Genomic DNA, 26,187 nt, shown 5'->3' with positions numbered 1-26,187 from the left:
GTACATGGATACGGCCCTTGTCAGAGCGCCAGCGACGTCGTGAGACTGATGCGCTTGGCGTGGTATTTGAAAAGCCGGATACTCGACGTCCGTTCGTCATAGCCTGCGCCCAGATTGAAGCGCAGGCGCTGAGTCGCGTTGTAGGACGCGTTCGCACCCAGCGACAACACGTTGTCGTTGCCCGAAATTGGGGCACCTGCGAACAGCGCCGACGACGTATAGTCGCGCCACGTCTTGCTGGCGGTAAGCGACACTCGGGTACGCGCGCCGATATCATGCGCGATCGTGCCCGACAGAATCGTCATGATCTCGTAGCTGACGAAATAGATGGCCGAGGGCTGCGCAGCGCGAGAGCCGGCGATCTGCACGTTGAACAGATCTGCATTGTACACCGCCGACAGATCGAAGCCGAGGCCGGAAAAGCCGCGGGTTCCCGGCAGCCGTGGATCGACCTTGCTGTAGTTGGCGGATCCGCGGAAGTTGAGCCGGCTTGAGACGTTGCGCTCCAGCTGGACGCCGACGGCGTAGCTCTTGAGGCCGTCGCGCCCGGGGGCGCCCGGCGCGCTCTGCCGGTGGGTGTAGATGCTGTTGGCGTAGCGGCCGAAGACAGAGATCGTTCCCAGCGAGGGCGACTGCAACCCGAGCTGGGCCGTGAAGGTGTCGGTGTTCGCGTCCGCATATTTACGCACCGCCTGGCTGTTGCGGACTTCGGTGCGCGAATAGGCCAGCGCCGGTCGCAGGCCATAGGGGCCGCCGCAGCCGACATCGGCACTGTAGCGGCGGGATTCCTCGACATTGTTGAAGCTGTTCGGCGCGTCGAGCGCGAAAAGGGTCGACAGGTCGCTGATGCGCCGTTGGTAGCCGATATCGCCATGCACCAGGCACGACGCGAGTCGCTGGTCAGCACCGCCGGTCAGCGAGATGTTCTCGCGGTTCAGGCTGGTGTACTTGCGGTAGAAACGATACCCGACGGATCCCGCCAGATAGGTGCTGCCGGTCGCGCGCGGCAGGACGATGCTCAGATCGAGCGACGGCGACGCCAGCACGTCGTCGGAATTGCCGCCACGGCTGATTCGCGGGTCGTTCACGACGACGTTGTCGTTATACTCGATCGTCGCGGCGGCCCGCACGTCGATCTGCCGCTCGCCCCCGCCGGGACGCGGGGTGAATGCATTGCGCTGGGCCAGGGCGGGCTGCGCGGATGCTGCAGTCGCGAAAAGCGCGATGGCGCGGCATGGCAGCGTAAATCGCCCGGAAAGGCGCGTTTTTTCAGCCTGTCGAATGTCGTGTGGTCGCACGATGGTCCCCCCGGGTGCTCGCTTCATTATCAATGGCCTCCTGTACAAGCAACCGGACAACGCCTTGGCAAAGGCGCCGGAACTTGCCCTGACTCTGTCCCCCGACCGCTCCCCATGCAGGTAGCGTCGAGCCAGGCGCAAACTCCCATTTCGAGGCGGTGGTTGCTTAACGGAGCCTTATCACATCTTTGGGCATCTAGCGAGTTGCGCCGCGCGCTGCTAGTGCAGGTGCGAACGACGCGGGAAATCATTTGATTCCTGCGGCGAATGGAAAGGACATGCATGCAGACGCCATATGATTGGGTCACAATCGCGATATTCGCCGGCCTGATCGTTATCTTCCTGCAACGTTCGCAGGCCGATTCGGTTGTCCGCGACACGATGATCGGGTATTTGCCGCCGGCAATAGGCTGTGCCGTGGCAAACTATCTGGGGAACGAGAACTATCACGTGTTCGCTATTCTCACGATCCTGCTGGTGCTGGCGTACATCGCGTTCGTGATCAAGCCGTACGAATTCATCAAGCGCCGCTGAATTCAGGCTGCGCTGATTCGCGAGAGGATGCCCGAAGGCGCAAGCCAGGGGGTGGCCGCGGTTTTCCGACGGTCGGTTTATTATGAGGTGATCGAGTGGCTTTAGGTTCCGCGCTGAAGTTCTTGTGGCCTTTCGGGCGCCGCGACCTGCCTGAGGATGACGGTTATTTCCCGATCGCCGCGACCGTGGTGCCGCATCGGGACGCGCATGGCGCCAGTCGCCTGCGGCCCGACTTCCCCACCTTCCGCGCCTCCGCGCTGGACCGGCCGCTGGATCGGCGCCGCGAGGAACGCCGGGAGATTACCCGCGCCCGCTTCGCGCTGGCGACCTATTTCACGCCCACCCAGCCCGTTTCCGATCGCGCGAGCTTCGCGGGCCGGCTGGGCGTGCTGGCGCGGCTGATCTCGTCGATCGAGAGCCAGCGCAGCCATGTGGTGCTCTACGGCGAGCGCGGTATCGGCAAGACGTCGCTGCTGCACGTGCTGGCCGACGTGGCGCGCGAGAGCAGCTACATCGTCAGCTATGCGACCTGCGGCTCCAACGCCAACTTCGCGGATCTCTTCCGCGCCGTGCTGCAGGACGTGCCGTTGCTGTTCCACCGCGACGTGGCGCCGAACGCCGGTGAGGCGGAGAGCGGCGGCAGCCTTGCCGATCGCTTGCCCGCCGGTTCCTTCGGTGCGGGCGAACTCGCCGACCTGTGCGCGGACATCACCGGCACGCGCGTGCTGATCGTTCTCGACGAATATGACCGCGTCGAAGACACCGGCTTCCGCCGGCAGGTCGCCGAACTGATCAAGAACCTGTCGGACCGCTCGGCGCGGGTCCAGCTGGTGATTGCCGGGGTCGCCTCGAACCTCCAGGAACTGATCGGCTATGTGCCGTCGATCCGCCGCAACGTCATCGGCTTGCCGATGCCGCGGCTGGAGGAGAGCGAGGTCCAGGAGATGATCGCGCTGGGCGAAAGCGCTTCCGGCGTGCGATTTGATCCGAACCTGACCAGAATCATCCACCTGCTCGCACTGGGCTCACCCTATTTCGCGCGGCTGCTGTGTCATCACGCCGCGATCGAGGCGCTCGACCAGGGACGGCTGACCGTCGACCAGGGCCATCTGCGCCGCGCGCTGGATTCGGCCATCGTCGAAATGGAAGGGCGAATGGCGCCCCGCACCGTGCTGGAGATGCGCAAGTTCGTCGGCGGCCGCTACGATCCGCTGCTCGCCGCGCTGGGCGAGGCCTCGCGCTCGATCGACGGCTGGTTCGGCGGTCGCACGGTGGTGGACCTTCTGCCCGCCGCAACGGTGACCGCGCAGCAGGTCGAGCAGGAACTCGCCGGCATGACGACGCAGCTTGGCCTGGAGACGGAAATCCAGGACGGCGAGCGCCGCTTCCGCTTCACCGACGACACGCTGCCGATCTATCTGTGGCTGATGGTCGGCCGCCTGCGGCTCGACAGCGGCACGCTGGAAGACGTGCTGGCCACGGTCTGATCCTGGCCGTGGGCGAGGGGGCTGGCTGCTCCCTCGCCGCAGCGGTTTCAGATCGGCACGCCCACCGCCTGCAGCAACCCTGCGCCGCCGCGCCACAGGCGCAGCGCGATCAGCGCGCCCATCGCCCGGCCGCGCGCGCCCCGGGTGCCCGGCGTCCGCAGGATCCGCGCGTAATCCGCGGGAATGAATACCGGCTGCATCGCCGAGCGTGCGACCCAGCGCAGGCGGCCGCGCGGCTGCTCCAGGCTGAGCAGGAACAGCTCGCGCTGGATCCGGCGGGTCTTCTTGAGGAGCGCCCCCCAGTCCGGCCGCGGCGGGTGGCCGACCGAGGCGGCGCCGCAATAATCGATCTTCATGCCCAGCCGGACGGCGCGGTTGCACCATTCGATGTCTTCCGACACGCCGGTGCGAAAGCCGCCGATCCGTTCGAAATCCGCGCGCATCACGAACAGGTTGGCGGTTACCGTGAACTGCGAATTGCGGACATAGCTCTCATTGTCGAAGGCGAGCGCCAGTTCGACCGCGGCGCTGCCGGTGAGCTTGCCCTCGGGCTGCAGCACGAACATGTGGCCGCCGATGAACGTGCCGGGCTGCACCATCGCCGCGCCCGCGGCCAGCCAGCCCGGCTCGGCCACACAGTCGCTGTCGATGAACGCGAGGACCTCGCCTCGCGCTTCCGCGGCGGCGCCGTTGCGGGCGGGCCCGGCCCCCTTTTCGGTGATCGTGACCACCCGTGCGCGTCCGCCGACGACGGCTTCCACGGCTGCCAGGCCACAGGGGGACGCATTGTCGCCGACGATGATCTCATAGGCGCCGCGATCGATCGTCTGCCGGTCGATCGAATCGAGGCAGAGGGCGAGTCCCTGCAGATCGTTGTAATGGGGAAGGATGACGCTGATCCGCGGGGCGTTCATCGCTTGGGCCCCCAGCTTGCCAGCAGCTGGCGCAGCCGGTTGGCGAGCGCTGTCTGGTCGGTGGTCGCGAGCTTGGGCTCGGCTGCCTTGGCGGCGGCCACCGCCTCGCCGAGCTTCTTTTCGTCGCGCACCGCCTGGAGCAGGCCGCGATCGGCAAAGGTCTGTGCGATCTCTTCCTGGTGATCGTCATAATGTTCGCTAAGGTCGAAGCGGCGCGGGAAGGCCACGACGCGGCAGCCGGCGCGCAGCGCCGTGACCAGCGATCCGGTACCGCCGTGACAGATCACCATGTCCGCATCGCGCAGCAGCAGCTGCAGGTCGTCGAACGGGATGGTGCGACGAATCTCGACGTCCGGGATACCGGGGTCCGCGAGGTCCTGGTCGCCATATTGCAGCACCAGCCTGCCCGGCAGGCCGCCGGCGCGCTTGAGGTCGAGCACCGCCTGCACCAGCCGCGGGAAGGGCAGGGTGGCGCCCACCGTCGCGAAGGTCAGCGCCTGCTTGGGCGGGCGCGGCGTGTCGAGCATCCGGAACGGATCGAACAGCTCGGCATCGGGCCAGGTCTGCTTGAGCGCGGCGGACTGGACGAAGGTGACGGTCGCGACCCCCTTCGCCATCTTGCCGAAGGCGGAGGGGTGGTGAAAGCGCGCGAAGCTCTCGATATGGACGAATTTTGCACCTGCGAGCTTCGCGAGCAGCGCGGTGAAGAACACCGCGCCGGCGCCGGTGGAGATCACCACATCCGGCTTGTGCCGGCGCACGATCGCCAAGCTCTGCCGGAAGTTGCGCCACGCGCCGCCCAGCATGTGCATCGGGTGGCCGAGCTTGGCCTGGCCGAGCGCGTAATGCTCGACCAGCTCGACCGGATGCTTCTCCGCCAGGCTGCGGCCCAGCGCGGTATCTTCGGTTACGAAGAAATAGTCATGTTCCTTCCACACCGATTCCAGGTCGAGGATCTGGCGGAGATGGCCGCCGCCCGAGGCGGCCAGGCACATCTTCAGCGGCTTCGTCGCATTTTGTTCCGTCGCGGTTGAGTCTGCCATGTGTCCCCCTCGCACCATCTGTCTCCCGGCGGGAGCGATGCTGCACTGCCAACACTATTGCGGATGCCCGCCCGCCCGAATAGGTTCAAGTAGAAGTTTGTGTCGCGCGCAATTCCGCGGCGACGGGGAGGTTTTCATGAAGAAATGGTTCCTGGTGACGGCGGTGGCTTCGGCCGCGCTGGCCGTATCCGGATGCGGCGGCAAGGGTGGCGCGCTCGACAAGGGGCAGGTCGTCGCCAGCGTCGACGGCGAGGAGATCACCATTTTCGAGCTGAACGCCGAAGTGCAGGCATCGGCCGTCCCGCAGGGCACCGATCGCAAGCTGGCCGAGCAGCTCGCGCTGCAGCGCATCATCGAGCGGAAGATTCTTGCGAAGATCGCCCGCGAGCAGAAGCTGGACAAGACGCCGGCCTTCCTGATCCAGGAGCGTCGTGCCGACGAACTGATCCTCACCACGATGCTGCGCGACAAGATCGCCGGCGGCCTCACCCAGCCGACCGACGCCGAGATCGCGCAGTACCAGGCGGCGCATCCCGACCGGTTCGCCCAGCGCAAGGTCTACAGCGTCGAGCAGATCGTCTTCCCGCCGCCCAGCTCGGCCGACAAGTTCAAGCAGTTCGCGCCGCTGAAGACGCTGGACCAGCTTGCCGCCAAGCTGACTGCCGACGGGGTGCAGTTCCGTCGCGCGCCGACCCAGATCGACACGGCCGCGATGCCGCCGGAGATCGCGGGCAAGATCGCGGCGCTGCCGGCGGCGGAGATGTTCATCCTGCCGACCCAGCAGGGCCTGACCGCAAACGTGATCACCGCGACGACGGTGCAGCCGGTCCCCGCCGACCAGGCGCGCGAACTCGCGGCGAACGCGCTGCGCAACGAGCGCTTCAGCAAGGCAGCCGACGCCCAGCTCAACGAGCGGCTGAAGAAGGCGCGGGCGACGGTGAAGTATCAGCCGGGCTATGGCGCGCCGCCGCAGTTGCAGGGCGGCGCCACCCCGCCGGCGGCCAGCCCGGCCGCGCCGGCCGGCAACGCCACGCAGTAGTCAAACGGAAGGGGTGGGGCCTGCGGGCGCCACCCCGCTCCGCCTGGAGCGGCGCGTCAGCTGCGGCCTTCGTTCCCGGTGCGATACCCGTGCCACCAGCGCTGCCGCTCGCGGACGATCGGCGTCCAGGCGCGGCTGACGGTCGTGAAGCGCTCGCGCTTGCCCGGCATCACGCCGGCGAGCAGCTTGCCGAGCACGGCATATTTGAGCGCGGCGAGCCAGATTCCCCAGCCCGCGACGATCGCGCCCGTCGGGCCGTAATGCTTGCGGGCATAGTGCATGCGGCCGATCGTCATGAACATGATCCGCCCGGGGGAGAGCGAATGGCCGCTGCCGGCGTCGTGCATCACCTTGACGGCGGGATCGACCAGCACGGTATAGCCCTTGTCGCGGATGCGCTTGAACAGGTCGACTTCCTCCGAATACAGGAAGAAGCTCTCGTCGAAGCCGCCGATCTCGCGCCAGACGTCGGCGCGGACCATCATGAAGCCGCCGTTGAGCACGTCGACCGGGCCGTGCGCGGTCGCGTCCGCGGGCAGGCCGCCGCGGCGCAGCCTGCCGGCGGAAACCACCGACAGCACGAAATCGCCGGGCGTGGGCAGCGCAAGGAAATTGGCGGCGTCGAGATTGCCGGCCGGGTCGTAGGAGCGTCCGCCCCAGGCGGCGGCATCGGGGGTCGCCTGGGCGAAGGCGACCAGCCGATCGATCGCGGCGGGCTGCGGCACCGCGTCGGGGTTGACCAGCAGGAGCAGGGGCGCGCGAGCGTGCGCGGCGCAGCGGTTGTTGCCGGCGCCGAAGCCGATATTGCCCTCCGAGGGCACGATGCGGACCTGGGGCAGTTCGGCGTGCACCAGTGCCTCGGTATCGCCGCCGCCATTGTCGATCATCAGGATCTCGTGCGGCGTCGTCACCGCCGCGGCCGCAATCCCGGCCACGCACTGCCGGATGAAGTCGGTCGAGTGATAGGCGACCACCAAGACGGATACGTGCGGCGTTGCTGCTTCGGTGCTCATGCACGTTGCTTTACCGGGAAAGCGCCGCAGCGTCGACCCGCCTGCGGGGCGCTGCGCAGGGCGTCCGCCGCTTGGCCGCTCGGACCGCGGGCAGTTCTGCAACGTCCCTCATTAAGTACTTTTATACCAAGGAATTTGACGACTTATTTCATGGCCGCGTGGCACTTTTAGAGGGAGGGAATCGCGCGTCGATTTGGGGTCGACCAGTACTGTATAGGGTAATTCAACATGCCGGATATCGTCGTTAAGAATCAGACTGAACTGGACGCTGCGATCAAGTCTGCCAGAGGTGGTGATACGATCCTTCTCGCATCCGGTACCTACACGTCGATTACGATGTCGAACATCAATCCGACCAGTGGGATTACGGTGAAGTCGCAGGACTCGACCAAGCCGGCTACTGTCGGCACGGTCTGGCTGACGAACTCAAGTAACATCACGTTGAAGGGCCTGAACGTTGTTACTCCGACGAAGCTTGCGAATGACGGCGATACGGCGAATCGCGTCATGGGGTCGAGCAATATTACGATCGATGGCCTGCGCTTCAGCGGCGGCACGGGTGATCCGAGTGAGTCCAAGGGCGTCGGCCTCATCATCCGGGGCGGCACCAACAACAAGCTGATCAATTCTAGCGTCGACCATTTCGTGAAGGGCATTATCGTCCGCGGCGTCGACGGGATGCTAGTGCAGGGCAACAATTTCCATGACAATCGCATGGACCATACGAACTTCGCCGAGATGAAGAACCTGGTGATCGACGGCAACACCTTCAACGGACTCTATCCGATCGGTGGTGAGCATCCCGACGCGATCCAGTTCTACACCCAGAGCATGTCGTCCGGCAGCTCGAACGTCACGATCAAAAACAATGTCATTCTGCAGGGTGACGGCCTTGGTACGCAGGGTATTTTCATGGGTGAGGAGAACGGCAACCTTCCTTACAACAATGTTACGATCGAGAATAACCTGGTGTATCTCAGTGGCATGTATCACGGCATTTCGGTGCTGAACGCCCAGAACGTGACTGTAAAATCCAACACTATCCTCTCAATGCCGGACGAAAAATCTACCTGGATCCGCCTGGAGAAGGTGACAGGTACGGTGACCAACAACGTGACCGATGAGATCGTTCTCGCCGGTACCAATCAGATCACGTCCAGCAACAACATCCAGCTGGCTTCCGATCCAGTGATGACGCGCACCATCGCCGACCTTGGGAAGGGCGCCAAGGCGACGGTATATGGCCTGATGTTGGATGGTATCGGCTATGCGCCGGTGGCGGGCTCCGCGATGGCGAAGGACGTTGCCGCGCAGCGTGCGGCGGCCCTGGCGCTGCCCTCCGCGCCCAAGCTGCTGCTTGACCTCAACTTCAGCAGCGCGGGCGGCATGATCGACACGTCGGGCTGGAGCACGGACGATCCTGTCAAGGCGCTTACCGCCGGCATGATCAGCAACGACATGCTGAACGTGAAGACCGGCTCCGGCGTGGAGCTGGGGCGTGGTACCTCGCGGCAGCTCTACAGCCTGTCGGCCTTCACGCTGAACTTCGACATGAAGCGCTCGGGCGTGACGGCGCCGGCAGGCCAGATCATGGGCATCTACAAGAGCTGGGACATCAGCCTCCGCGCCGATGGAGAACTGGTGTTCACGATGACCAACGATGCGGGCGTCACGTCGTCGCTGGTCACCCGCGGCGCGAAGCTCACCGACACCGCCACCCACAAGATTGCGCTCAGCTATGACAGCACCCGCCGTTCGGCGACGCTGTATGTGGACGGCGTGTCGCGCGGAACGGCGACGATGTCGGGCAGCACGCGCAAGCAGGAGTTTTGGGGACTCTATGTCGGCGCTCCCTTCAGCGCGGCGTTCAGCGGCGCCGTGGGCGACATCGAAATTCGCGATACCGCCTACAGCGCGGCGCAGATCCTTGCGCTGAACACCAGCAGCGTCGTGACCAGCCCGGCCAAGGCGGCCGACACGCTGAAGGTGATGGTGGCGAAGGGCGTGGCCGAAAGCGCGGCGACGCTGGCGGGCAGCACCGCCTGGAGCGGTGCAATGTCCTCGCCGGCGACGCTGAGCCTCGCCGGCGCGTTCGGCACCACGGCGGCGTCGCAGTCGCCGCTGGCAGCGGCGCTTGCCGGCGCCAGCGCAGCAGGGACGCAGTCGGCGGGCACGATGTCCTTCTCGTCGCTCACCGCTTCGCGCTTCGCGGCGCTCAACCTGTACCACGTCTGAGCCGGGTCGCCCCTGGCGGGTTGCCGCGTGCCGAGGCTTGCTGTAAGCGCGGGGCAGTTTCCTGGGGCGCTCATCTTGAAGGTTAAAAACGCTCATCTGCGCGGCGTGCGCGGCCAGATGGTGGTCGGCTTCGGGGTCAAGGGCCTCGGAGCCGCCACCAGCTTTCTGTTCACCTGGCTCCTGGCCCGCACGGCCGGCGCGGCGGGTGTCGGCACGTTCGGCACCTCGCTGACCACCGTGCAGATGTGCGTCATCCTGTCGTTGCTCGGGCTGGACGCCATTCTCGTCCGCTCGGTATCGGTCCACCTCTCGATGGAGCGGACCGGCAGCGCGCGCGCTGCGGCGCGGCACGCGATCCAGATGGGCACCGCCGCCGGCTTCGCGCTGACGACGATCATCGTGATTTTCCACTGGCAGATCGCCGTGGATGTGATCGGCAGCCCGGCGATAGCGAAGAGCCTGATGGTGTTGTCGCTGGTCATTCCGATCATGGTCTATTGCCGGCTGGTCTCGACCGTTCTGCGCGGCGTGCGGTGGATCGGCCTGTCGCAGTTCATCGACGGCCCGCTGACGACCTCGATCGGCAGCCTGGTGCTCGCCGTCGTGCTGCTGCTTGGGTTGCCGGTCAGCGCCGTGTTCCCCTCACAGCTCTACCTCCTCGGGTGGATCGTCACCGCGGTGGTAGCGACCTATCTCTACCGCCGAGCGGTGCGATCGTGGCAGCCGCGCGAGCCGCTGAACGAATCGCTGCTTCGGCCCGGTTTCTTTATCCTGGTAGCCAACGCCAACAACCTGTTCACCGACTGGTTCGCGACGATCCTGCTCGCGGCGACGCACGGACCGGCAGAGGCCGGCCTGTTCCGCGTCGGCTATCAGGTTGCCGCCATCTTGAAGCTTTTTTCCGCGACGTCGGAGACGATCCTGCAGCCGGTCTTCGCCGTTGCCTATCAAGCGGGCGACCTCCAGCGGATCGGCCGGATCCTCCGCTTGACGATCCTGGGCCTGCTGCTCGCCTCGATGCCGCTGGCCATTGCCGTGCTGGTTGCACCGGTGTGGATCATGCGCGTGTTCGGCGCCCAGTTCACCGCCGGTGCCACGGCGATGCAGATCATGGTGCTGGGGCAGGTGTTCAGCCTTGTGTTCGCGTCCAGCGGAAGCGTGCTGACGATGGCCAGCCGCGAGCGCCTGACCGTCGTGCTGACGACGATCTCGGCGGTAATCGGCACCGTACTCGCGCTGCTGTTCATTCCGCCCTATGGGGCATTGGGTGCGGCGATTGCGATCCTGGGGCCGTTGCTGTTCTTGCGCGTGACGTCCATGCTGGCAGTCCTGCGCCTCGGCGTTCCGATTTTGTAAGGAGGCTCGGTTGGCAGCGGCGGTGCGGCGTTTGAAGACGATCCTGGGCCTGGGGCCGCTAAACATGGGGGCTCCTTTTCGCGAGCTGCTGCGTCCGAAGCGCGACGTGCTGCCGATCTACCAGAAGGAGCGGGCGGGCTGGGCAGTCGCGATGCGGCGGTTGGGGCTGATCCTCGGCATCATGATCGTGGCCTTTGTCTACGGCGTTCTCTGCGCGATCCTGCCGCCTTCGATGCTGCTGCCGCTGGCCGCGCCGTTGGGATTGCTCGCGCTGCTTGTTGTCTGGGCTTTGCCGGAAGCGCGCGCGGCGCCGACCCGTGCGCTGACCTACAGCCTGAGCATCTTCCTGTTCGTCATGATCTGCTGGCCCAACTATCTGGCCGTGTCGGTCGCCGGGCTGCCCTGGATCTCGCTGCGCCGCCTGGTCGGCCTGATCATGACCCTGCTGCTGCTGATCTGCCTGTCCACCTCGAAGCAGTTCCGCCGAGACATGACAGACGTGCTGCGCTCGTATCCGCTGATCGGGCGGTGTTTGATTGCGTTCTTCGCCATTCAATTCCTGTCGGCGTTCCTTTCCACGGCTCTGAGTGTGACGATCGGGCGGTGGATCAATCTTTCTTTTACCTCGACCGCTATTTGCTTCGTCGCGCTGTGGGTCTTCGGCCCCGGCGGTAAGGACTTGAAGTGGTTTACCAACCGGTTGCTGCTTGCAGTGTCGGTGCTAATGGTGATTGGTGTATTCGAGGCGCGTGTTCAGCATATCCTTTGGGTCGATCACATCCCGAGCTTCCTCAAAATCGACGAAGAGACTCTGCAGCAGATTACCCAGCCCCACATTCGCACCTGGTATCGCGTCCTCACGACCTACACGACGGCGCTGTCCTATGGTGAACTTCTCGCGCTCGCAACGCCCTTTGTCCTGTGGAAGCTAGTCAACGCGAAGAACTGGCCATGGCGGTTATTTTGGGCCGCATTCGACGTGGCATTGCTGTACTCGGCCCTTCTTACTACCGCACGGCTGGCAATGGTCGGGTACCTTGTCGCTCATGCGCTATTCGGTCTGCTGTGGGGGATGCATCGCTGGCGAAATGCACGAGGCGATCTTCTCGGCATATCGGCGACGATGCTGTACCCGGCATTCTTGGTGGCCCTTGGATTGGCCGTATTGTTGGTGCCTGCCTTGCATGTGCGTGTACTCGGCGGCGGCGGTACACAGGCCAGCAACGACGCGCGCCACGTGCAATTTGCCATGTCCGTTCCCCTCATCGCACGGCGCCCGCTGCTCGGCTACGGGCCGGGCCAGGGTGGAAGCACGGTCAATTTTCGTACGGAGGATAACTTCCTGACTTACGATCTCGGCTTGGTCGCGATCGCGTTGGACTATGGATTGCTCGGGTTCTTCAGTTATATGGGCATGATCCTTCTTTCGATCTTCGAGCTTGTTCGAACGGGGTTGCGGGAGCGAGTAGATCAGTACCCCGGAGAATTGGCCGTTGCGAGCGCGCTGGCAGTGTTGATTACGACTCGTTTGGTGCTGGCGCAGACCGACAATGACCCGCTGTTCTCGATCTTGTTCGGCCTGGCGCTTGCGACGCTCTATTCCGGCAAGCGTCTGGCGGGTTGGGTACCCGCTGCACGCAAGGGGCAGCAAGGTCCGGTGCTCGGCAAGGCCTAGGCGCGAGAGACATGGCGCCCGCGTGACGAAGATTTGCCGGCGGGCGTGCTGTCGAGATGCACCAGGCGCACCGGCCCCTTGCGTCGGCGCGCCCAAGCGCTAAGCGCTGGGGCATGATCAAGCATGCCCTTTCCGTCACGCGCGATGGCGATTTCGCGCAATGGTACCAGACCGTCATCAGCGAAGCCGACATGGCCGAGGATTCGGGCGTGCGCGGCTGCATGGTCATCCGGCCCTGGGGCTATGGCATCTGGGAGCGGATCCAGCGCCTGCTCGACGATCGCATCAAGGCGACGGGCCACGAGAACTGCTATTTCCCGCTGTTCATCCCGCTTTCCTATTTCGAGAAGGAAGCCGAGCATGTCGACGGCTTCGCCAAGGAAATGGCGGTCGTCACCCATCACCGGCTGATCCAGAAGGACGGCCGGCTGGTGCCCGATCCCGAGGCGAAGCTGGAAGAGCCTTTGGTCGTCCGCCCCACCTCGGAGACGGTGATCGGTGCGGCGATGTCGCGCTGGGTGCAGAGCTGGCGCGACCTGCCGGTGCTGATCAACCAGTGGGCCAACGTCGTCCGCTGGGAGATGCGCACCCGCATGTTCCTGCGCACCGCGGAGTTCCTGTGGCAGGAAGGGCATACCGCCCACGCCACCGTCGCCGAGGCGCAGGAAGAAACGCTCAAGATGCTCGAGGTGTATCGCAGCTTCGCCGAGGATTGCCTGGCGATGCCGGTGGTCGCGGGCGAGAAGCCGGAAAATGAGCGCTTCCCCGGCGCGGTCTCGACCTTCTCGATCGAGGCGATGATGCAGGACGGCAAGGCGCTGCAGGCCGGCACCTCGCACTTCCTGGGCACCACCTTCTCCTCGGCGCAGGACATCAAGTTCCAGAATTCGGAAGGCCAGTTCGAGCTGGCGCAGACGACCAGCTGGGGCGTTTCTACCCGCATGATCGGCGGGCTGATCATGGTCCACGGCGACGATGACGGCCTGCGCGTGCCGCCGATGGTGGCGCCGTGGCAGATCGTGATCGTGCCGATGCTGCGCGACCAGCCCGAGGATGCCGCGACGATCGACTATTGCAAGTCGCTCCAGGCCGAACTCGCCAAGCTGACCGCGCTGGGCGAGCCGGTGCGCGCGTTGCTCGACCTGAAGGCGGTGAAGGCGCAGACCAAGCGCTGGGGCTGGGTGAAGAAGGGCGCGCCGATCGTGATCGAGGTCGGCGGGCGCGACGTGGCGGGCGGCAACGTCTCGGTGATCCAGCGCAACAAGCTCTACCGCGAGGACGGCAAGCTCGATTCGCAGATCATGCCGCGCGGCGATTTCGTGGCGGAAGCCGCCGCGATCCTGGAGAGCATCCAGCAGGGCCTGTATCTCGACGCGCGCGAGCGGCTGGACAGCAACATCCGCCGCGACGTGACCGATTTCGACACGCTGGCCGCGATGTTCGCCGATTCGGTGAAGTTCCCGGGCTGGGCCGAGGTCAGCTGGGCCAAGCCGACCGGCGCCGAACTGGACGCGGTGGTCGAGCGGCTGAAGGCGCTCAAGCTCACCTTCCGCAACGTGGCCGTTGGCGCGGCGCCGGCGGAAGGCACCTGCCTGTTCACCGGCAAGCCGGCGGTCGAACGCATCCTGGTCGCACGGGCGTACTGAGGCTTCGATCCTCCCCTGCGACGCGGGGGAGGATTTCGATTGACGCGTTTCGCCGTATCCGTGACCACCCTGCGCCTGGGGAGACGACGCATGCGGGTTGTGCTGGCGACGATGGGCACGTTGGGCGACGTCCACCCGTTCATCGCACTGGCCTTGGGGATGCAGGCGCGGGGGCATGTACCCGTCTTCGCGGGCGCGGAGTCCGTGCGGCCGATCGCCGAGCGCCATGGCATCGAATTCCATCCCATCCGCCCGGACGGACCGCAGTTGCTCGCCGATACCGGGCTGGACGAGGGGCAGATCGCCCGGGCGCTGGCCACCGACTTCGCCTTCATCATCGATCGCGTGCTGGTGCCCTATGCGGAAATAAGCTTGGCTGACCTGGCGCCGGTGATCGCCGGCGCGGACCTGGTGCTCGCCAGCAGCTTCTCGATCCATGCCAGGATCGCGGCACAGGCGGCGGGAGTGCCGCTTGCCTCGGCGCTGCTCCAACCGATCACGCTGCTCTCCGCCGAGGACCCGCCGGTGCTGACCCGCGGCGAGACAGCGCTGGTGATGCTGCGGCGCTGGTTCGGCGCGGGCGCGGTGCGGCCACTGCTACGGCTTGCCGATCGCCGCTATGCGAAGGGGCTGAAACCCTTCGCTGCCCTGCGTGCGGCGATGGGGGCGCCCCCCTTCGCGGGCAACGAGTTGCTGGCGGGTCCGCTTGCGGTGGAGCGCGCCGTCGGGCTTTGGTCGCCCGCTTTCTCGCCCAGGCCTGCCGATACGCCTGCGAGTTTCGTGCAGACCGGGTTTCTCTTCTACGATGGCGGCTTTGCGGGGGAGGGGCTTTCCCCCGCCCTCGAAGCCTTTCTGCAAGCGGGGGCGCCCCCGCTCGTCTTCACCCTCGGCAGCATGGCGATCTATGCCGAAGACGGCTTCTACCCGGCGAGTGCCGAGGCGGCGCGGCGGCTCGGGCGACGGGCCGTGCTGCTCGTCGGCGACGACAGGCTGGAGCAGCATCGCGCGCTGGCGGGACCGGACCTGCTGGTCGCCGGCTATGCCCCGCATTCGCAGCTGTTCCCGCGTGCCGCGGCGGTGATCGGCCATGGCGGCATCGGCACCACCGCGCAGGCGATCCGCGCCGGCGTGCCGCAGCTCGTCTGTCCGATCTTCGGCGACCAGTTCGACAACGCGGCGCGGATCGTGCGGGCAGGTCTGGGCCTTTCATTGCCCAAGCGGCGCTATACCGGCGCAAGGGCGGCGGCGGCCATCGGCCGGCTGCTGCACGATCCGACGCGCGCGGAGCGGGCGCGCCGTGCGGGTGCGGCGATCCGCGTCGAGGACGGCGTCGGACGCGCGCTGGACGCGCTCGGGTTGTGACTCGACCGCGCGAATCGAGTCGCCCGCGCGCCGGGCTCCGGTGGCCGGATTCGGCTGTCAAAACGGACCGTTCGTCCCGCGCTGCCGCGATCCATGGTTACCGCGGAACCGAATCGTCCCGTTCCGCGTCACTCGGGAAAGCTGGGCAGCCGGGAATGCTCCTGATTGATGGTAAACGCGCTTTTCATCATCCAAATCGAACCCCATAACAGGGTAAGAGGGGCCGGTCGGGACGGCCCGATGGAGCAGAGGACGGCTGAGCGGTGACCGCATTATCTCGATTCCCGCGTTTTTTCGTGACCAGTCCGTCGCCCTGCCCATATCTTCCGGGACGCCAGGAACGGAAGATCTTCACCGAGCTGTCGGGCCAGCATGCCGGCGAGCTGAACGATGCGCTGAGCCGCATCGGTTTCCGCCGCAGCCAGTCGGTCGCCTATCGGCCGAGCTGCGCGGGCTGCACCGCCTGTGCCTCCGTCCGCGTCGTCACCGACGGCTTCCAGCCCAACGCGACCCAGCGCAAGCTGCTCAAGCGCTATGGCGATATCGAGGTCACCGCGTGCAAGCCCTGGGCGACGGGCGAGCAGTATGCGCTGCTCAAGCGCTACCTTGATTCGCGCCATCCCGGCGGCGGCATGGCGGCGATGGACGAGAGCGACTATGCCGACATGGTCGAGCAGTCGCCGGTCAGCTCCTATGTGGTGGAATATCGCGAGCCTTCGATCGACGGCGTGCCCGGCCGGCTGGTGGGCGCGTGCATCACCGACCAGCAGGGCGACGGCCTGTCGATGATCTACAGCTTCTTCGTCACGGACGACGAGGCGCGGCCCGGCATGGGCAACTTCATCATCATGGACCATATCCTGCGCGCCCGCGCGGCGGGGCTGCCCTATGTCTATCTCGGCTATTGGGTGAAGGGCAGCGCACGCATGGCGTACAAGACCCGCTATCGCCCGCTGGAGGTACTGGGGGCCACCGGCTGGTCGCTGCTCGGCGACGAGGGGGAGGTTGGGCCGATGCCGAACGCGGTGGCGGCGGCACTGGCCTGAAGGGAGGGCATCGCTCCAGCGAAGCCAGGCCCGGCGTTCGCCCGGACGCGTGAGGGAGGGATGGGTCCCCGGGAGCCGTTCGCTACTCCTCGTTCCCCAGCCGATCGACCTGCAGGTTTACGGCAAGCTGTTCCTCGCCGTGCCCGATGCGGTGCCCGGCGACCGCGGCGGCGCCTTCGGAATCGAGCCCGACCGCGACGCGCACATAGCCGTCGTTCGGCGACAGGCCGGTGACGGGGTCGAACGCCACCCAGCCGAGCCCGGCGATCCAGGCCTCGCACCAGGCATGCGGCGCGCATTGCTGGGTGCCGTCCAGATGATAGCCGGAAACGTAGCGGGCCGGCGCGTCCAGCGTCCGCGCGGCGGAGACGAACATCTGCGCCACGTCGCGCGAGGCTTTTGCCTTGCCGGCAAAGGCGTCGGCCGCCGTCAGGCCGGTATCGGGCACGTCGGGCACGCAGCGGAAGCGGGCGTGGAGCGCCTGGTTCAGCCGGTGCAGCTTCTCGATCGGATCGGCGGTACCGGTGCTCACATCCGCCGCGAACGCCGCGAGCTGCGCGCTCGGCGCGGTGCGCGGCGTCGTCCGCAGGAACAGGGCAGGGGGCAGCGGCTCGGGCGTGCCGCGCAGCACGCCGGCATTGTCGGAGGTCAGCACCTCGCCGGTCACCGCGATCTCGATCGCCTCGATCGGGCCCTCGGCATAGAGCATCGTCACGGCGTTGCCATAGCCGTCCACCGCGTCGCGCAGCCGCGCGTCGCAATCGACGCCGACCATCCAGCTCACCACCGTCTGGTGCTGGGTATCGCACGGCGTCAGCCGCAGCATCTGGACGATCCGCGCCTGGGGCTGGGTGAAGCGATAGATCGAGCGGTGTTCGACGGCGATGCGCATCAGAGGAACCGGAACTGGCGAGCGATCGCGCTGTCGATCAGCGCGTTCTCGGCGATGAATGTCTCCAGATATTCGTGCAGGCCCCCGACGATGATGTCCGGCGTGCGCGCCTTCTGGCAGCGGGCGAGGCGGGAACGGGCCATCCGATCGGCCTCGCCCTGCAGGCCCGTGCGCTTGGCAAGCTGGCTGAGCAGCGCCACCGTTTCCTCGACGCAGGCGGCAAGGCTGCGCGGCAGCTCCGACCGGCTGACCAGCAGGTCGATCACATTGTCCGGCCGCAGCCCCTCCGAATAGAGCCAGCGATAGGCAGTGACGGCGGAGACGGTCTGGAGGATCGTCGTCCACTGGTCGCGATCGACGGCGCCGCCGACGCTTTCGCCGGCGGGCAGCAGCAGATGATATTTGACGTCCACGAGCCGCGCGGTGTTGTCCGCGCGCTCGATCGCGGCGCCGAGCTGGATGAGCAGCGTCGCCTCGTTGCGCATCATCCGGTGCGTCGCGCCTTCGAAGCCGCGCGTCTCGCCCTTGATCTGCTCGACCAGGCTGAGCGTCTCGGTCGCGCCGCCGGTGGAGGCGCGGTTGGCGAACAGCCACCAGGCGCGGTTGATCGCGGTCCAGGCTTCACGGGTGAGCGCAGTGCGCACGGCGCGCGCGTTGTTGCGCGCCATTTCGAGGCAGCGGATGATCGAGCCGGGGTTCGATGCTTCCAGGGTCAGGAACCGCGCGACATGCGCCTGCGTCGCCGGATGGCCGGTCGCGGCGAAAATCTCGTCGGTATAGCTGACGGTGAGCGCGCTCTGCCACGCGGCCTCGCCTGCGGGGCGGGCGGAGAGCGCGTCGAGGCGGATCGTCGCCTCGACCAGCCGGGCGATGAAGTCCGCGCGCTCGACATAGCGGCCCAGCCAGTAGAGCGCGGCGGCGGTGCGGGAGAGCATCATCATGGGTGCTGCTCCCAGATCCGAGCCGTTGGGAGCCCGGCGATCGCCAGGCCTCCTTCGTCATTCCCGCGAAGGCGGCAATCCATTCGCCTGGACGGCTGGGGCAGGAACTGCGGCATCAGCGCCAATGGATCCCCGCCTTCGCGGGGATGACGGACCATTGTGTTGACCGCGCACGTTCCGCCGTGCCGGGGAGGATCGAAGAAGAAAGCCCCCCTCATGCCGCGTCTCCCAGCAGCACGAAGCTGTCCTTGGTGCCGCCGCCCTGGCTGGAGTTCACCACCAGCGATCCCTCGCGCAGTGCCACGCGGGTCAGCCCGCCGGGCACCACGCGTACCTTGTCGCTGCCGGTCAGCACGAAGGGGCGGAAATCGACATGGCGCGGCGCCAGGCCCTTCTCGGTCAGCGTCGGCACGGTCGACAGCGCCAGTGTCGGCTGCGCGATATAGCGATGCGGCTCGGCGATCAGCGCGGCGCGGAACGTCTCGATCTGCTCTTTCGTCGCGGTCGGCCCCACCAGCATGCCGTAGCCGCCGGAACCGTCGACCAGCTTCACCACCAGCTCGGGCAGGTGATCGAGCACATATTTCAGCGCCTGCGGCTCGCGGCAGCGCCAGGTCTCGACATTGGGCAGCTTGGCCTCGCCGCCCGAATAGAAGCGCACGATCTCCGGCATGTAGCTGTAGATCGCCTTGTCGTCGGCGATGCCGTTGCCGGGCGCGTTGAGCAGCGCGACATTGCCGGCGCGGTACGCGGCGATCAGGCCGGGCACACCCAGCAGCGAGTCCGGCCGGAACACCAAGGGATCGAGGAAGTCGTCGTCGATACGGCGGTAGATCACGTCCACGCGCACGCGCCCGGCGATCGTTTCCATGTAGACGATATCGTCGTCGACCACGAGGTCGGCAGCCTCGACCAGCTCGACGCCCATCGAATCGGCGAGGAAGCTGTGCTCGTAATAGGCCGAGTTGAAATGGCCCGGCGTCAGCACGACGCACACCGGCCGCGCGCGGCCGAGCGGGGCCACAGAACGCATCGTCTCGAGCAGCATGTCCGGATAGCTGTCGACCGGCGCCACGCGGAAATCGCGGAACAGCTCGGGGCAGAGCCGGATCATCGCCTCGCGATTTTCGAGCATGTACGACACGCCGGAGGGTGTGCGGGCATTGTCCTCCAGCACATAGAATTCGTCGGGCCCGGTGCGGACCAGGTCGATGCCGCAGATATGCGCCCACACGCCATGCGGCGGCCGGATGCCGGCGACTTCGGGGCGGAACTGCTCGTTGTGCAGGATCAGCTCGGGCGGGACGATGCCCTCGTCAAGGATGCGGCGTGCGCCGTAGATGTCCTCCAGGAAGGCGTTGATCGCCTCGACCCGCTGGACCAGGCCTTCGCTCAGCTTCTCCCACTCGGGTTGCAGGAACATGCGCGGCACGATGTCAAACGGGATGATCCGCTCGGCGGCGTCGCTATCGCCATAGACGGCGAAGGTGATGCCCAGCTGGCGAAAGGCTGCCTCGGCGGAGTGTTGCCGCCGCTGCAGCTCTTCGGGCGGGGTGTCCGCAATCCACTGCGACAGCGCCGCAAACGCCGCGCGCGGCGCCTCCGGACCGCCATGCCCCCAAATTTCGTCGAACGCCCCCGTTGATCCCATCGAAGCTCCCAAACGCCCGCGTGACGGATTGGCTGCATGCTGCAATGCTTCGTTGCGCTGCACAAGCGGGGAATGTGGACGTTTGCGCGTCGGCGGATTTTTAAGCTGAGTATGGCAGGATGCGTGGATGTCGATCCTGCTGCTCGCACTCGCCGCCGCTGCCGCGCCCTTCACCGTCGCCGAGACGGGGCAGGGCTTCCCGACCCTCGCTGCTGCGGTGGACTCGGTACGCGACGGCACCGCGACGATCCTGATCGCGCCGGGCACCTACCACCAGTGCGTGGTGCAGGCCGCCGGGCGGATCACCTACAAGGCGGTCCAGCCTGGCACTGCGATCTTCGAGCGCACCGTATGCGAGGACAAGGCGGCGTTCGTGCTGCGCGGGCGCGGATCGGCGGTGGACGGCGTGGTGTTCCGCAAATTCCGCGTGCGCGACGGCAACGGTGCGGGCATCCGCATCGAGATGGGCGACCTGACGGTGACCCGCTCGACCTTCCTCGACAGTCAGGAGGGCATTCTCGGCGGCGGGCACCCCAGCGTGCGCAACATCACCATCGATCGCTCGAGCTTCGCCGGGCTCGGCCAGTGCGACGAATCGCCGAACTGCGCGCATTCGGTGTACCTGTCGGTCGATGGGCTGGTCACGATCACCCACAGCCGCTTCGAGCGCGGCACCGGGGGCCATTACGTCAAGCTGCGCGCGCGCCGCGTGGCGATCACGGGCAACAGCTTCGACGACAGCGCGGGGGCCAGGACCAACTACATGATCGATCTGTCGGAAGGCGGCACGGGCATGATCGCGCAGAACATGTTCGTGCAAGGGCCGGCGAAGGAGAACCGTTCGGGGCTGATCGTCGTCGCGGCTGAGGCGCGGACCTATCCGAGTGACGGGCTGCGGGTGGAGGGCAACACCGCCAGCCTCGCGCCGGGCGCGCCGGCAAATCCGGCGTTCGTGGCGGACTTGTCGGGGGGGCGGATCACGGTGGCGAACAACCGGCTGACGGGCATGCGGGCATTCGAGAAGCGCTGACCTTCCCGCTTGGGCGCCCCTCCCGCTTGCGGGAGGGGACGGGGGAGGGGGAGAGCGGGAAGCAAAGCAGGACGGTGAAGAAACGCGCTTCTTAAACCAGCTCGCCCGCTTCCCTTACAAACCCTCCCCTAACCCCTCCCGCAAGCGGGAGGGGGAATTAGAGACCGCTTACTTGCAGCTATCCCCCGAACCGGCGTCGATATCCAGGCAGCGCCCGTCGATCTCCACCGGCACCGGCACCTTGATCAGCGCGGCCAGCGTCGGCGCGATGTCCACCGTCTCCACCGACAGCGGCTGTTCGAAGCCGGTCATGCCCTTGCGCCAGAACAGGATCGGCACGCGGCGGTCATAGTCCCAGAAGCTGCCATGCGTCGCGACACTGCCGATCGCTGGATCGAGGATCGGCGTCACGCGCGGCTTGAGCGCGACGACCAGGTCGCCCGAACGCTGCGGATCGTAGGAGGCGCGGGCGCGCTCCAGCAGGCTCCAGGTCTCGGGGGGCGTGTGGACGATCGGCGTCGCCTCGATCTGCGCGCGGGTGAACACCGCCTGCACCTGCGGGTTTGCGGCATAGAGCCTCGCCGCCTCGGCCAGCACCGCGGCGCGCTTCGCCTGCGGCACCGCCGGCGTCACGTACACGTCGCCGCCCGGGCCGCCGACCAGCACCTGGCCGGTCAGCCCCAGCTTGCCGGCGAGCGCGCGGCTGATGCTGGTGGTGGTCACCTCCGCCGTGATGCGCTGCTCGGTCGGCGCGCCGTGTTCGCGGTGGCGTTCGGGCAGGTCGTGGCCGCCATGGTCGGCGGTGAGCACCACCTGATAGTCGACGCCCGTGCGATCCAGCGCGTCGAACAGGCGGCCCAGCGTCTGGTCGAGCGAGAGCAGTTGCAGGCACATCTCGCTGCCCTCGGTGCCATAGGTGTGGCCGACATAATCGGTGGCCGAGGCCCCGACGATCAGCAGGTCGGTATGGCCCTGCTGGCCGAGCTTCATGTCGGTGGCGAGCTTGGCGCCCAGTGCCAGCACCGCGTCGTCGAACTCGGGGGAGATGCGGAACGCCTTGGCGTCCCCCGCCGCGCGCGCGAAGCGGCCGTCGCCGACGGTCTTCGTCGCGCTCACCGGGATCGCGCGGCTGCGCGGGCGGCAGAAGGCCGGCAGGTCGAGCGCGGGCTGCGCCTCGGCGATGCGGGCGGTGGTGGCGGTGTTGATCCTGGTGACGGCATCCGGCGCGGTGCGGCCGGCATAGGAGACGAACGCCTTGCCGTCCCACCACCAGAGCTCGTCGACCTTGTGGCCGCCCATCATCACCGCGGCGCGGTCCTTGCCCGCGACCGAGACGACGCGCGACTGCGGATCGGCCGCCTTCATCCACTCGCCCAGCGTCGGCACCTTCAGATGCTTGTCGGAGACGGTGTAGTGGTTCGAATCCGTGCCCGGCACGGTCTCGTCCTCGGCGCAATAGACCGTCTTGTCGGCGCGCGGCGCGGCGAAATCGGTCCAGTCATTGGCGATGATGCCGGTGCGCGCGGGGTGGTCGCCGGTGAGGATCGTGGAGTGGCCGGGGCAGGTCTCGGTCGCGGCGTGGCTCTGGTAACCGGCGGGGAATACCGCGCCGGACATCAGCCGTGCGAAGCCGCTGGTGAACTGGCCGCGATATTCGGCGAACAGATCGGCCGAGAACTGGTCGACCGAGATCACCACCACCAGCTTGGGCGGGGCCGCGGGCGCTGCGGGGGCGGGCACGCTCTGCTGGGCGAGCGCGGGAGTAGCGGCCAGCGCAAGCGCGGCGAGGGGGGCAAGCAGTTTCATTCGGGGCCGGCTCCGGGCACGGGTGGACGTTGGTGCACCCAGCTATTGTCGAACACGGCGAACTGGGCAAGGACGGCGCCATGGCCCAGCTTCGTTTCGCTTTGATGTCGCTCCTGCTCCTCCTTGGCTTTGTCGTTCCGGCGGCGGCGCAGGGGTTCGCCAAGGGCCCGCATGTCCGCAGCGCGCTGGTGGCCGAGACGGCGACCCCGAAGCCGGGCAGCGACGTGACGCTGGCGCTGGTCTCGACGCCCGATCCCAGGTGGCACGCCTATTGGCAGAACCCCGGCGATGCGGGGCTGCCGGCGGAGGCGCAGTGGACGCTGCCGGCGGGCGCCCGCGCGGCGGATTTCCGCTATCCGGTGCCGCAGCGGCTGCTGATCGCCGGGCTGATGAACTATGTGTACGAGGGCACCTTCGTCCGGCTGACGACGCTGCACATCCCCGCCGACGTCAAGGGCGTGCTGCCGGTGAAGCTGAAGCTCGACTATCTCGTCTGCACCGATACGCTGTGCGTGCCGGAGAAGGCCGCGCTGGAGACGGTGCTGACGATCGGCGACGGCGCGATCGATCCGGCGACCCGCGCGAAGTTCGACGGCTGGCGCGCGAAGCTGCCCAGGCCGCTGAGCACGCCGGCCAGCTTCCAGGCCGACGGCGGCACGCTGCGGATCGCGGTGCCCTATCCGGCGGGCGCGGCGGCGAAGGACGTCTATTTCTATCCGCTGACCGCCAACGCGGTCGACTATGCCGCGCCGCAGACCGTGGTGCGGGACGGCGACCGGCTGGTGCTAGAGACCAAGGCACGCGCCGTGCCCGCAGCGCTGGACGGCGTGCTGGCGATCGACGGACAGGGGCTGATCGTAACCGCCAGGCCGGGCGCGGTGCCGCCGGCCAGGCCCGCCAGCGCCGCGACCCCGTGGCTGGCGGCGATCGGCGCGTTCTTCGCGGCGGTGCTCGGCGGGCTGATCCTCAACGTGATGCCCTGCGTCTTCCCGATCCTCAGCCTCAAGGCGTTGAGCCTCGCCAAGGCCAACAACGATAGCGGCAGCCCGCGCGCCGAGGCGCTGGCCTATACCGCCGGCGTGGTGCTGGTGTGCCTGGCGCTGGGCGGACTGCTGCTCGGCCTGCGCGCGGCGGGGTCGAGCGTGGGCTGGGCGTTCCAGCTGCAGGACCCGCGGGTGATCCTGGTGCTGCTGCTGCTCGTCGCCGCCATCGCCTTCAACCTGGCCGGGCTGTTCGAGATCACCACGCCCGCCTTCGTCAACCGCGCGGCGAGCCAGGGCCATGGCGGCGCCTTCGCCACCGGCGCGCTGGCGGCGTTCATCGCCACGCCGTGCACCGGGCCGTTCATGGCCTCGGCGCTGGGCGCGGCGCTGGTGCTGCCGTGGTTCGCGGGGCTGGCGATCTTCGGCGGGCTGGGGCTGGGCATCGCGCTGCCCTTCCTGCTGCTTGGCTTCGTCCCCGCGTTCCGGCGCAAGCTGCCCAAGCCGGGTGCGTGGATGGCGACGATGCGGCACATCCTGTCGGTGCCCATGTTCCTGACGGCGCTGGCGCTCGCCTGGGTGCTGGGCAAGCAGGCCGGCGTGGACGGCATGACCATCGGGCTGGCGGCGACGCTGCTCGGGACCTTCGGCCTGTGGTGGGCGGGCGCCCGGCAGGCCAGGGGCCGCAGCCGGGCCTGGCTGCCGGCGGTGCCGCTGGTGCTGCTCGCGCTCGGCGGTGTCGCGCTGGTCCGTCCGGCCGCATCGGCGCCCGCCGCCCAGGCGGGGACCGAGCCGTTCAGCGAGGCGCGGCTCGCCGAGCTGCGGGCGCAGGGGCGGCCGGTGTTCGCCTATTTCACCGCCGACTGGTGCCTGACCTGCAAGGTCAACGAGAAGGCGGTGATCGAAACCGCCGCCGTCGAGAAGGCGCTGGCCGACGGCAAGGTCGCGGTGCTGGTCGGCGACTGGACGAACGGCGATGCGACCCTCGGCCGCTTCATCGAGGCGCACAACCGCGCCGGGGTGCCGCTCTACCTCTGGTACAAGCCTGGGCAGGACGCGCCCGAGGTGCTGCCGCAGGTGCTGACGCAGGATCTGCTGGCGCGCCGTGCCAGGGGCGGGTGACCTACCCACTGTCATCCCGGCGGAAGCCGGGATCCAGACGCCTCTCGGACGCAGCAGGAGCCGATACGGAGACCCCAATGGATCCCGGCTTTCGCCGGGATGACGGCTGGGGCGGGCGGGTAGCGCCCGTCAGCGCAGCGTCTTGATGATCCCCGAAAAATCCAGCCGGGCGCCCTCGCCCGCGACGAACGCCGCGTAGAGCTGCTCGGCGCGCGCGCCCATCGGCACCTGCGCGCCGACGCTGGCCGCCGCTTCCATCGCCAGCTTGAGGTCCTTGAGCATCAGGGGGGCGGCGAACCCTTGCCTGTAGTCGCGGTCGGCAGGGGTTTCCGGGCCGACGCCGGGGACCGGGCAATAGCTCGTCATCGACCAGCTCTGGCCCGAGGAGACCGAGGCGATGTCGAAGAAGCGCTGCTGGTCCAGCCCCAGCTTCTCGGCGAGCGCGAACGCCTCGCAGGTGGCGACCATCGTCGCACCGAGGATCATGTTGTTGCAGATCTTCGCCGCCTGGCCGGCCCCGCTGGCGCCGGCGTGGATGACGGCCTTGCCCATGTCCTCGAGGAACGGCTCGGCGCGGGCGAACGCCGCCACGCTGCCGCCGACCATGAAGGTGAGCGTGCCGCCATTGGCGGCGGCGATCCCGCCCGAGACCGGCGCGTCGACCGCCAGCAACCCGCGCTGGGTCGCGGCTTCGGCGACGCGGCGGGCGGTGGCGACGTCGATCGTCGAACAGTCGATCAGGATCGCGCCGGCATCGGCATGGTCGAGCAACGTCTCGGTGTAGAGCGCCTCGACATGGCGTCCGGCGGGCAGCATCGTGACGATCGCCTCGGCGCCGGCGATGGCTTCGGCGGCGGTCGCGGCAGGCAGGCAGCCGGCCTTCTTCGCGCGCTCCAGCGCTTCGGGCGAAAGATCGAAGGCGCGGACGTCGTGGCCGGCCTTGGCGAGGTTCGCCGCCATGCCGCCGCCCATGTTGCCGAGGCCGATAAATGCTACGCGTGCCATCTGCTTCCTCTCAAAGTCCGACGCTTACTTCCGTCATCCCGGCGAAAGCCGGGATCCATTCGCCACTCCGCTGGGGCAGGAGCCGGAGCGTTGAGGGCAATGGATCCCGGCT

20 protein-coding genes are annotated in these 26,187 nt (G+C 67.3%); 11 read left to right on the top strand and 9 right to left on the bottom strand.

The window, feature by feature from the left end; all coding sequences use genetic code 11:
• Positions 1-20 precede the first annotated feature (20 nt).
• Positions 21-1,130: a porin family protein gene (locus tag SPI01S_RS05830; RefSeq protein ID WP_245653492.1), complete on the bottom strand. Its 1,110-nt coding sequence runs from the start codon at positions 1,128-1,130 to the stop codon at positions 21-23.
• 450 nt (positions 1,131-1,580) lie between these two features.
• On the opposite strand from SPI01S_RS05830, the gene SPI01S_RS05825 reads away from it, so the two are divergent.
• Complete coding sequence (locus SPI01S_RS05825; protein ID WP_066719595.1) at positions 1,581-1,832, top strand: XrtV sorting system accessory protein; 252 nt, start codon at positions 1,581-1,583, stop codon at positions 1,830-1,832.
• A 95-nt stretch (positions 1,833-1,927) separates the two neighbouring features.
• Complete coding sequence (locus SPI01S_RS05820; RefSeq protein ID WP_066719592.1) at positions 1,928-3,319, top strand: ATP-binding protein; 1,392 nt, start codon at positions 1,928-1,930, stop codon at positions 3,317-3,319.
• A gap of 47 nt (positions 3,320-3,366) precedes the next feature.
• On the opposite strand, the gene SPI01S_RS05815 is transcribed toward SPI01S_RS05820, so the two are convergent.
• Both SPI01S_RS05815 and welK read right to left on the bottom strand, forming a co-directional pair.
• Positions 3,367-4,233: a glycosyltransferase family 2 protein gene (locus SPI01S_RS05815; RefSeq protein ID WP_066719589.1), complete on the bottom strand. Its 867-nt coding sequence runs from the start codon at positions 4,231-4,233 to the stop codon at positions 3,367-3,369.
• On the bottom strand, positions 4,230-5,276 hold the full coding sequence (gene welK, locus SPI01S_RS05810; protein ID WP_066719586.1) for a beta-1,4-glucuronosyltransferase WelK: 1,047 nt from the start codon (positions 5,274-5,276) through the stop codon (positions 4,230-4,232). The genes SPI01S_RS05815 and welK overlap by 4 nt, the downstream gene beginning before the upstream one ends.
• Positions 5,277-5,412: 136 nt before the next feature.
• On the opposite strand from welK, the gene SPI01S_RS05805 reads away from it, so the two are divergent.
• Positions 5,413-6,315, top strand: coding sequence for an EpsD family peptidyl-prolyl cis-trans isomerase (locus SPI01S_RS05805; RefSeq protein WP_066719583.1), 903 nt, complete (start codon positions 5,413-5,415; stop codon positions 6,313-6,315).
• Between the two features lie 56 nt (positions 6,316-6,371).
• Here SPI01S_RS05805 and SPI01S_RS05800 read toward each other — a convergent pair whose 3' ends face one another.
• Positions 6,372-7,328, bottom strand: a complete 957-nt coding sequence (locus SPI01S_RS05800) for a glycosyltransferase family 2 protein (protein ID WP_066719580.1) — start codon at positions 7,326-7,328, stop codon at positions 6,372-6,374.
• Between the two features lie 228 nt (positions 7,329-7,556).
• On the opposite strand from SPI01S_RS05800, the gene SPI01S_RS05795 reads away from it, so the two are divergent.
• The 6 genes from SPI01S_RS05795 (at position 7,557) to SPI01S_RS05770 (ending at position 16,648) form a co-directional block, all read left to right on the top strand.
• The gene (locus tag SPI01S_RS05795; RefSeq protein ID WP_066719572.1) at positions 7,557-9,563 is read left to right on the top strand and encodes a right-handed parallel beta-helix repeat-containing protein; all 2,007 of its coding nucleotides are present in this window, start codon (positions 7,557-7,559) and stop codon (positions 9,561-9,563) included.
• Between the two features lie 75 nt (positions 9,564-9,638).
• Positions 9,639-10,919: an oligosaccharide flippase family protein gene (locus tag SPI01S_RS05790; protein ID WP_245653491.1), complete on the top strand. Its 1,281-nt coding sequence runs from the start codon at positions 9,639-9,641 to the stop codon at positions 10,917-10,919.
• A gap of 10 nt (positions 10,920-10,929) precedes the next feature.
• Positions 10,930-12,594 carry an O-antigen ligase family protein gene (locus SPI01S_RS05785; RefSeq protein WP_066719569.1) on the top strand — a complete coding sequence of 555 codons (1,665 nt, stop codon included), beginning with the start codon at positions 10,930-10,932 and terminating at the stop codon, positions 12,592-12,594.
• A 113-nt stretch (positions 12,595-12,707) separates the two neighbouring features.
• On the top strand, positions 12,708-14,240 hold the full coding sequence (locus tag SPI01S_RS05780; RefSeq protein ID WP_066719566.1) for an aminoacyl--tRNA ligase-related protein: 1,533 nt from the start codon (positions 12,708-12,710) through the stop codon (positions 14,238-14,240).
• Between the two features lie 90 nt (positions 14,241-14,330).
• On the top strand, positions 14,331-15,602 hold the full coding sequence (locus SPI01S_RS05775; RefSeq protein WP_066719563.1) for a glycosyltransferase: 1,272 nt from the start codon (positions 14,331-14,333) through the stop codon (positions 15,600-15,602).
• A gap of 263 nt (positions 15,603-15,865) precedes the next feature.
• Complete coding sequence (locus SPI01S_RS05770; RefSeq protein WP_066719560.1) at positions 15,866-16,648, top strand: arginyltransferase; 783 nt, start codon at positions 15,866-15,868, stop codon at positions 16,646-16,648.
• Between the two features lie 82 nt (positions 16,649-16,730).
• On the opposite strand, the gene SPI01S_RS05765 is transcribed toward SPI01S_RS05770, so the two are convergent.
• From SPI01S_RS05765 to SPI01S_RS05755, 3 genes are all read right to left on the bottom strand, one after another.
• Positions 16,731-17,540, bottom strand: a complete 810-nt coding sequence (locus SPI01S_RS05765) for a transglutaminase family protein (RefSeq protein WP_066719558.1) — start codon at positions 17,538-17,540, stop codon at positions 16,731-16,733.
• Positions 17,540-18,475 carry an alpha-E domain-containing protein gene (locus SPI01S_RS05760; RefSeq protein WP_174539077.1) on the bottom strand — a complete coding sequence of 312 codons (936 nt, stop codon included), beginning with the start codon at positions 18,473-18,475 and terminating at the stop codon, positions 17,540-17,542. Before SPI01S_RS05760 ends, SPI01S_RS05765 begins: the two co-directional genes overlap by 1 nt.
• 220 nt (positions 18,476-18,695) lie before the next feature.
• Positions 18,696-20,132: a circularly permuted type 2 ATP-grasp protein gene (locus tag SPI01S_RS05755; protein ID WP_066719552.1), complete on the bottom strand. Its 1,437-nt coding sequence runs from the start codon at positions 20,130-20,132 to the stop codon at positions 18,696-18,698.
• A gap of 127 nt (positions 20,133-20,259) precedes the next feature.
• Here SPI01S_RS05755 and SPI01S_RS05750 point away from each other — a divergent pair, with 127 nt between their 5' ends.
• The gene (locus SPI01S_RS05750) at positions 20,260-21,162 is read left to right on the top strand and encodes a right-handed parallel beta-helix repeat-containing protein (RefSeq protein ID WP_066719549.1); all 903 of its coding nucleotides are present in this window, start codon (positions 20,260-20,262) and stop codon (positions 21,160-21,162) included.
• A 168-nt stretch (positions 21,163-21,330) separates the two neighbouring features.
• On the opposite strand, the gene SPI01S_RS05745 is transcribed toward SPI01S_RS05750, so the two are convergent.
• Complete coding sequence (locus tag SPI01S_RS05745) at positions 21,331-22,968, bottom strand: alkaline phosphatase family protein (RefSeq protein WP_066719546.1); 1,638 nt, start codon at positions 22,966-22,968, stop codon at positions 21,331-21,333.
• An 80-nt stretch (positions 22,969-23,048) separates the two neighbouring features.
• Here SPI01S_RS05745 and SPI01S_RS05740 point away from each other — a divergent pair, with 80 nt between their 5' ends.
• On the top strand, positions 23,049-25,070 hold the full coding sequence (locus tag SPI01S_RS05740; RefSeq protein WP_066719739.1) for a protein-disulfide reductase DsbD family protein: 2,022 nt from the start codon (positions 23,049-23,051) through the stop codon (positions 25,068-25,070).
• A gap of 129 nt (positions 25,071-25,199) precedes the next feature.
• Here SPI01S_RS05740 and mmsB read toward each other — a convergent pair whose 3' ends face one another.
• A complete protein-coding gene (gene mmsB / locus SPI01S_RS05735; protein ID WP_066719544.1) occupies positions 25,200-26,075 on the bottom strand; it encodes a 3-hydroxyisobutyrate dehydrogenase in 876 nt (291 codons plus the stop codon).
• Positions 26,076-26,187 lie beyond the last annotated feature (112 nt).

Origin of the sequence: Sphingomonas pituitosa NBRC 102491, from assembly GCF_001598435.1 — a bacterium.
Taxonomy (GTDB): Bacteria; Pseudomonadota; Alphaproteobacteria; order Sphingomonadales; family Sphingomonadaceae; genus Sphingomonas; species Sphingomonas pituitosa.
The sequence above is the reverse complement of the archived record's forward strand: the minus strand, read 5'-3'. Positions and strand labels throughout refer to the sequence as shown.

Excerpts from the sequence above, each read along its gene's own strand:
- SPI01S_RS05825 (WP_066719595.1), top strand. The coding sequence starts at position 1,581 with ATGCAGACGCCATATGATTGGGTCACAATCGCGATATTCGCCGGCCTG.
- SPI01S_RS05815 (WP_066719589.1), bottom strand. The coding sequence starts at position 4,233 with ATGAACGCCCCGCGGATCAGCGTCATCCTTCCCCATTACAACGATCTG.
- welK (WP_066719586.1), bottom strand. The coding sequence starts at position 5,276 with ATGGCAGACTCAACCGCGACGGAACAAAATGCGACGAAGCCGCTGAAG.
- SPI01S_RS05805 (WP_066719583.1), top strand. The coding sequence starts at position 5,413 with ATGAAGAAATGGTTCCTGGTGACGGCGGTGGCTTCGGCCGCGCTGGCC.
- SPI01S_RS05800 (WP_066719580.1), bottom strand. The coding sequence starts at position 7,328 with ATGAGCACCGAAGCAGCAACGCCGCACGTATCCGTCTTGGTGGTCGCC.
- SPI01S_RS05795 (WP_066719572.1), top strand. The coding sequence starts at position 7,557 with ATGCCGGATATCGTCGTTAAGAATCAGACTGAACTGGACGCTGCGATC.
- SPI01S_RS05780 (WP_066719566.1), top strand. The coding sequence starts at position 12,708 with ATGATCAAGCATGCCCTTTCCGTCACGCGCGATGGCGATTTCGCGCAA.
- SPI01S_RS05775 (WP_066719563.1), top strand. The coding sequence starts at position 14,331 with ATGCGGGTTGTGCTGGCGACGATGGGCACGTTGGGCGACGTCCACCCG.
- SPI01S_RS05765 (WP_066719558.1), bottom strand. The coding sequence starts at position 17,540 with ATGCGCATCGCCGTCGAACACCGCTCGATCTATCGCTTCACCCAGCCC.
- SPI01S_RS05760 (WP_174539077.1), bottom strand. The coding sequence starts at position 18,475 with ATGCTCTCCCGCACCGCCGCCGCGCTCTACTGGCTGGGCCGCTATGTC.
- SPI01S_RS05755 (WP_066719552.1), bottom strand. The coding sequence starts at position 20,132 with ATGGGATCAACGGGGGCGTTCGACGAAATTTGGGGGCATGGCGGTCCG.
- SPI01S_RS05750 (WP_066719549.1), top strand. The coding sequence starts at position 20,260 with ATGTCGATCCTGCTGCTCGCACTCGCCGCCGCTGCCGCGCCCTTCACC.
- SPI01S_RS05745 (WP_066719546.1), bottom strand. The coding sequence starts at position 22,968 with ATGAAACTGCTTGCCCCCCTCGCCGCGCTTGCGCTGGCCGCTACTCCC.
- SPI01S_RS05740 (WP_066719739.1), top strand. The coding sequence starts at position 23,049 with ATGGCCCAGCTTCGTTTCGCTTTGATGTCGCTCCTGCTCCTCCTTGGC.
- mmsB (WP_066719544.1), bottom strand. The coding sequence starts at position 26,075 with ATGGCACGCGTAGCATTTATCGGCCTCGGCAACATGGGCGGCGGCATG.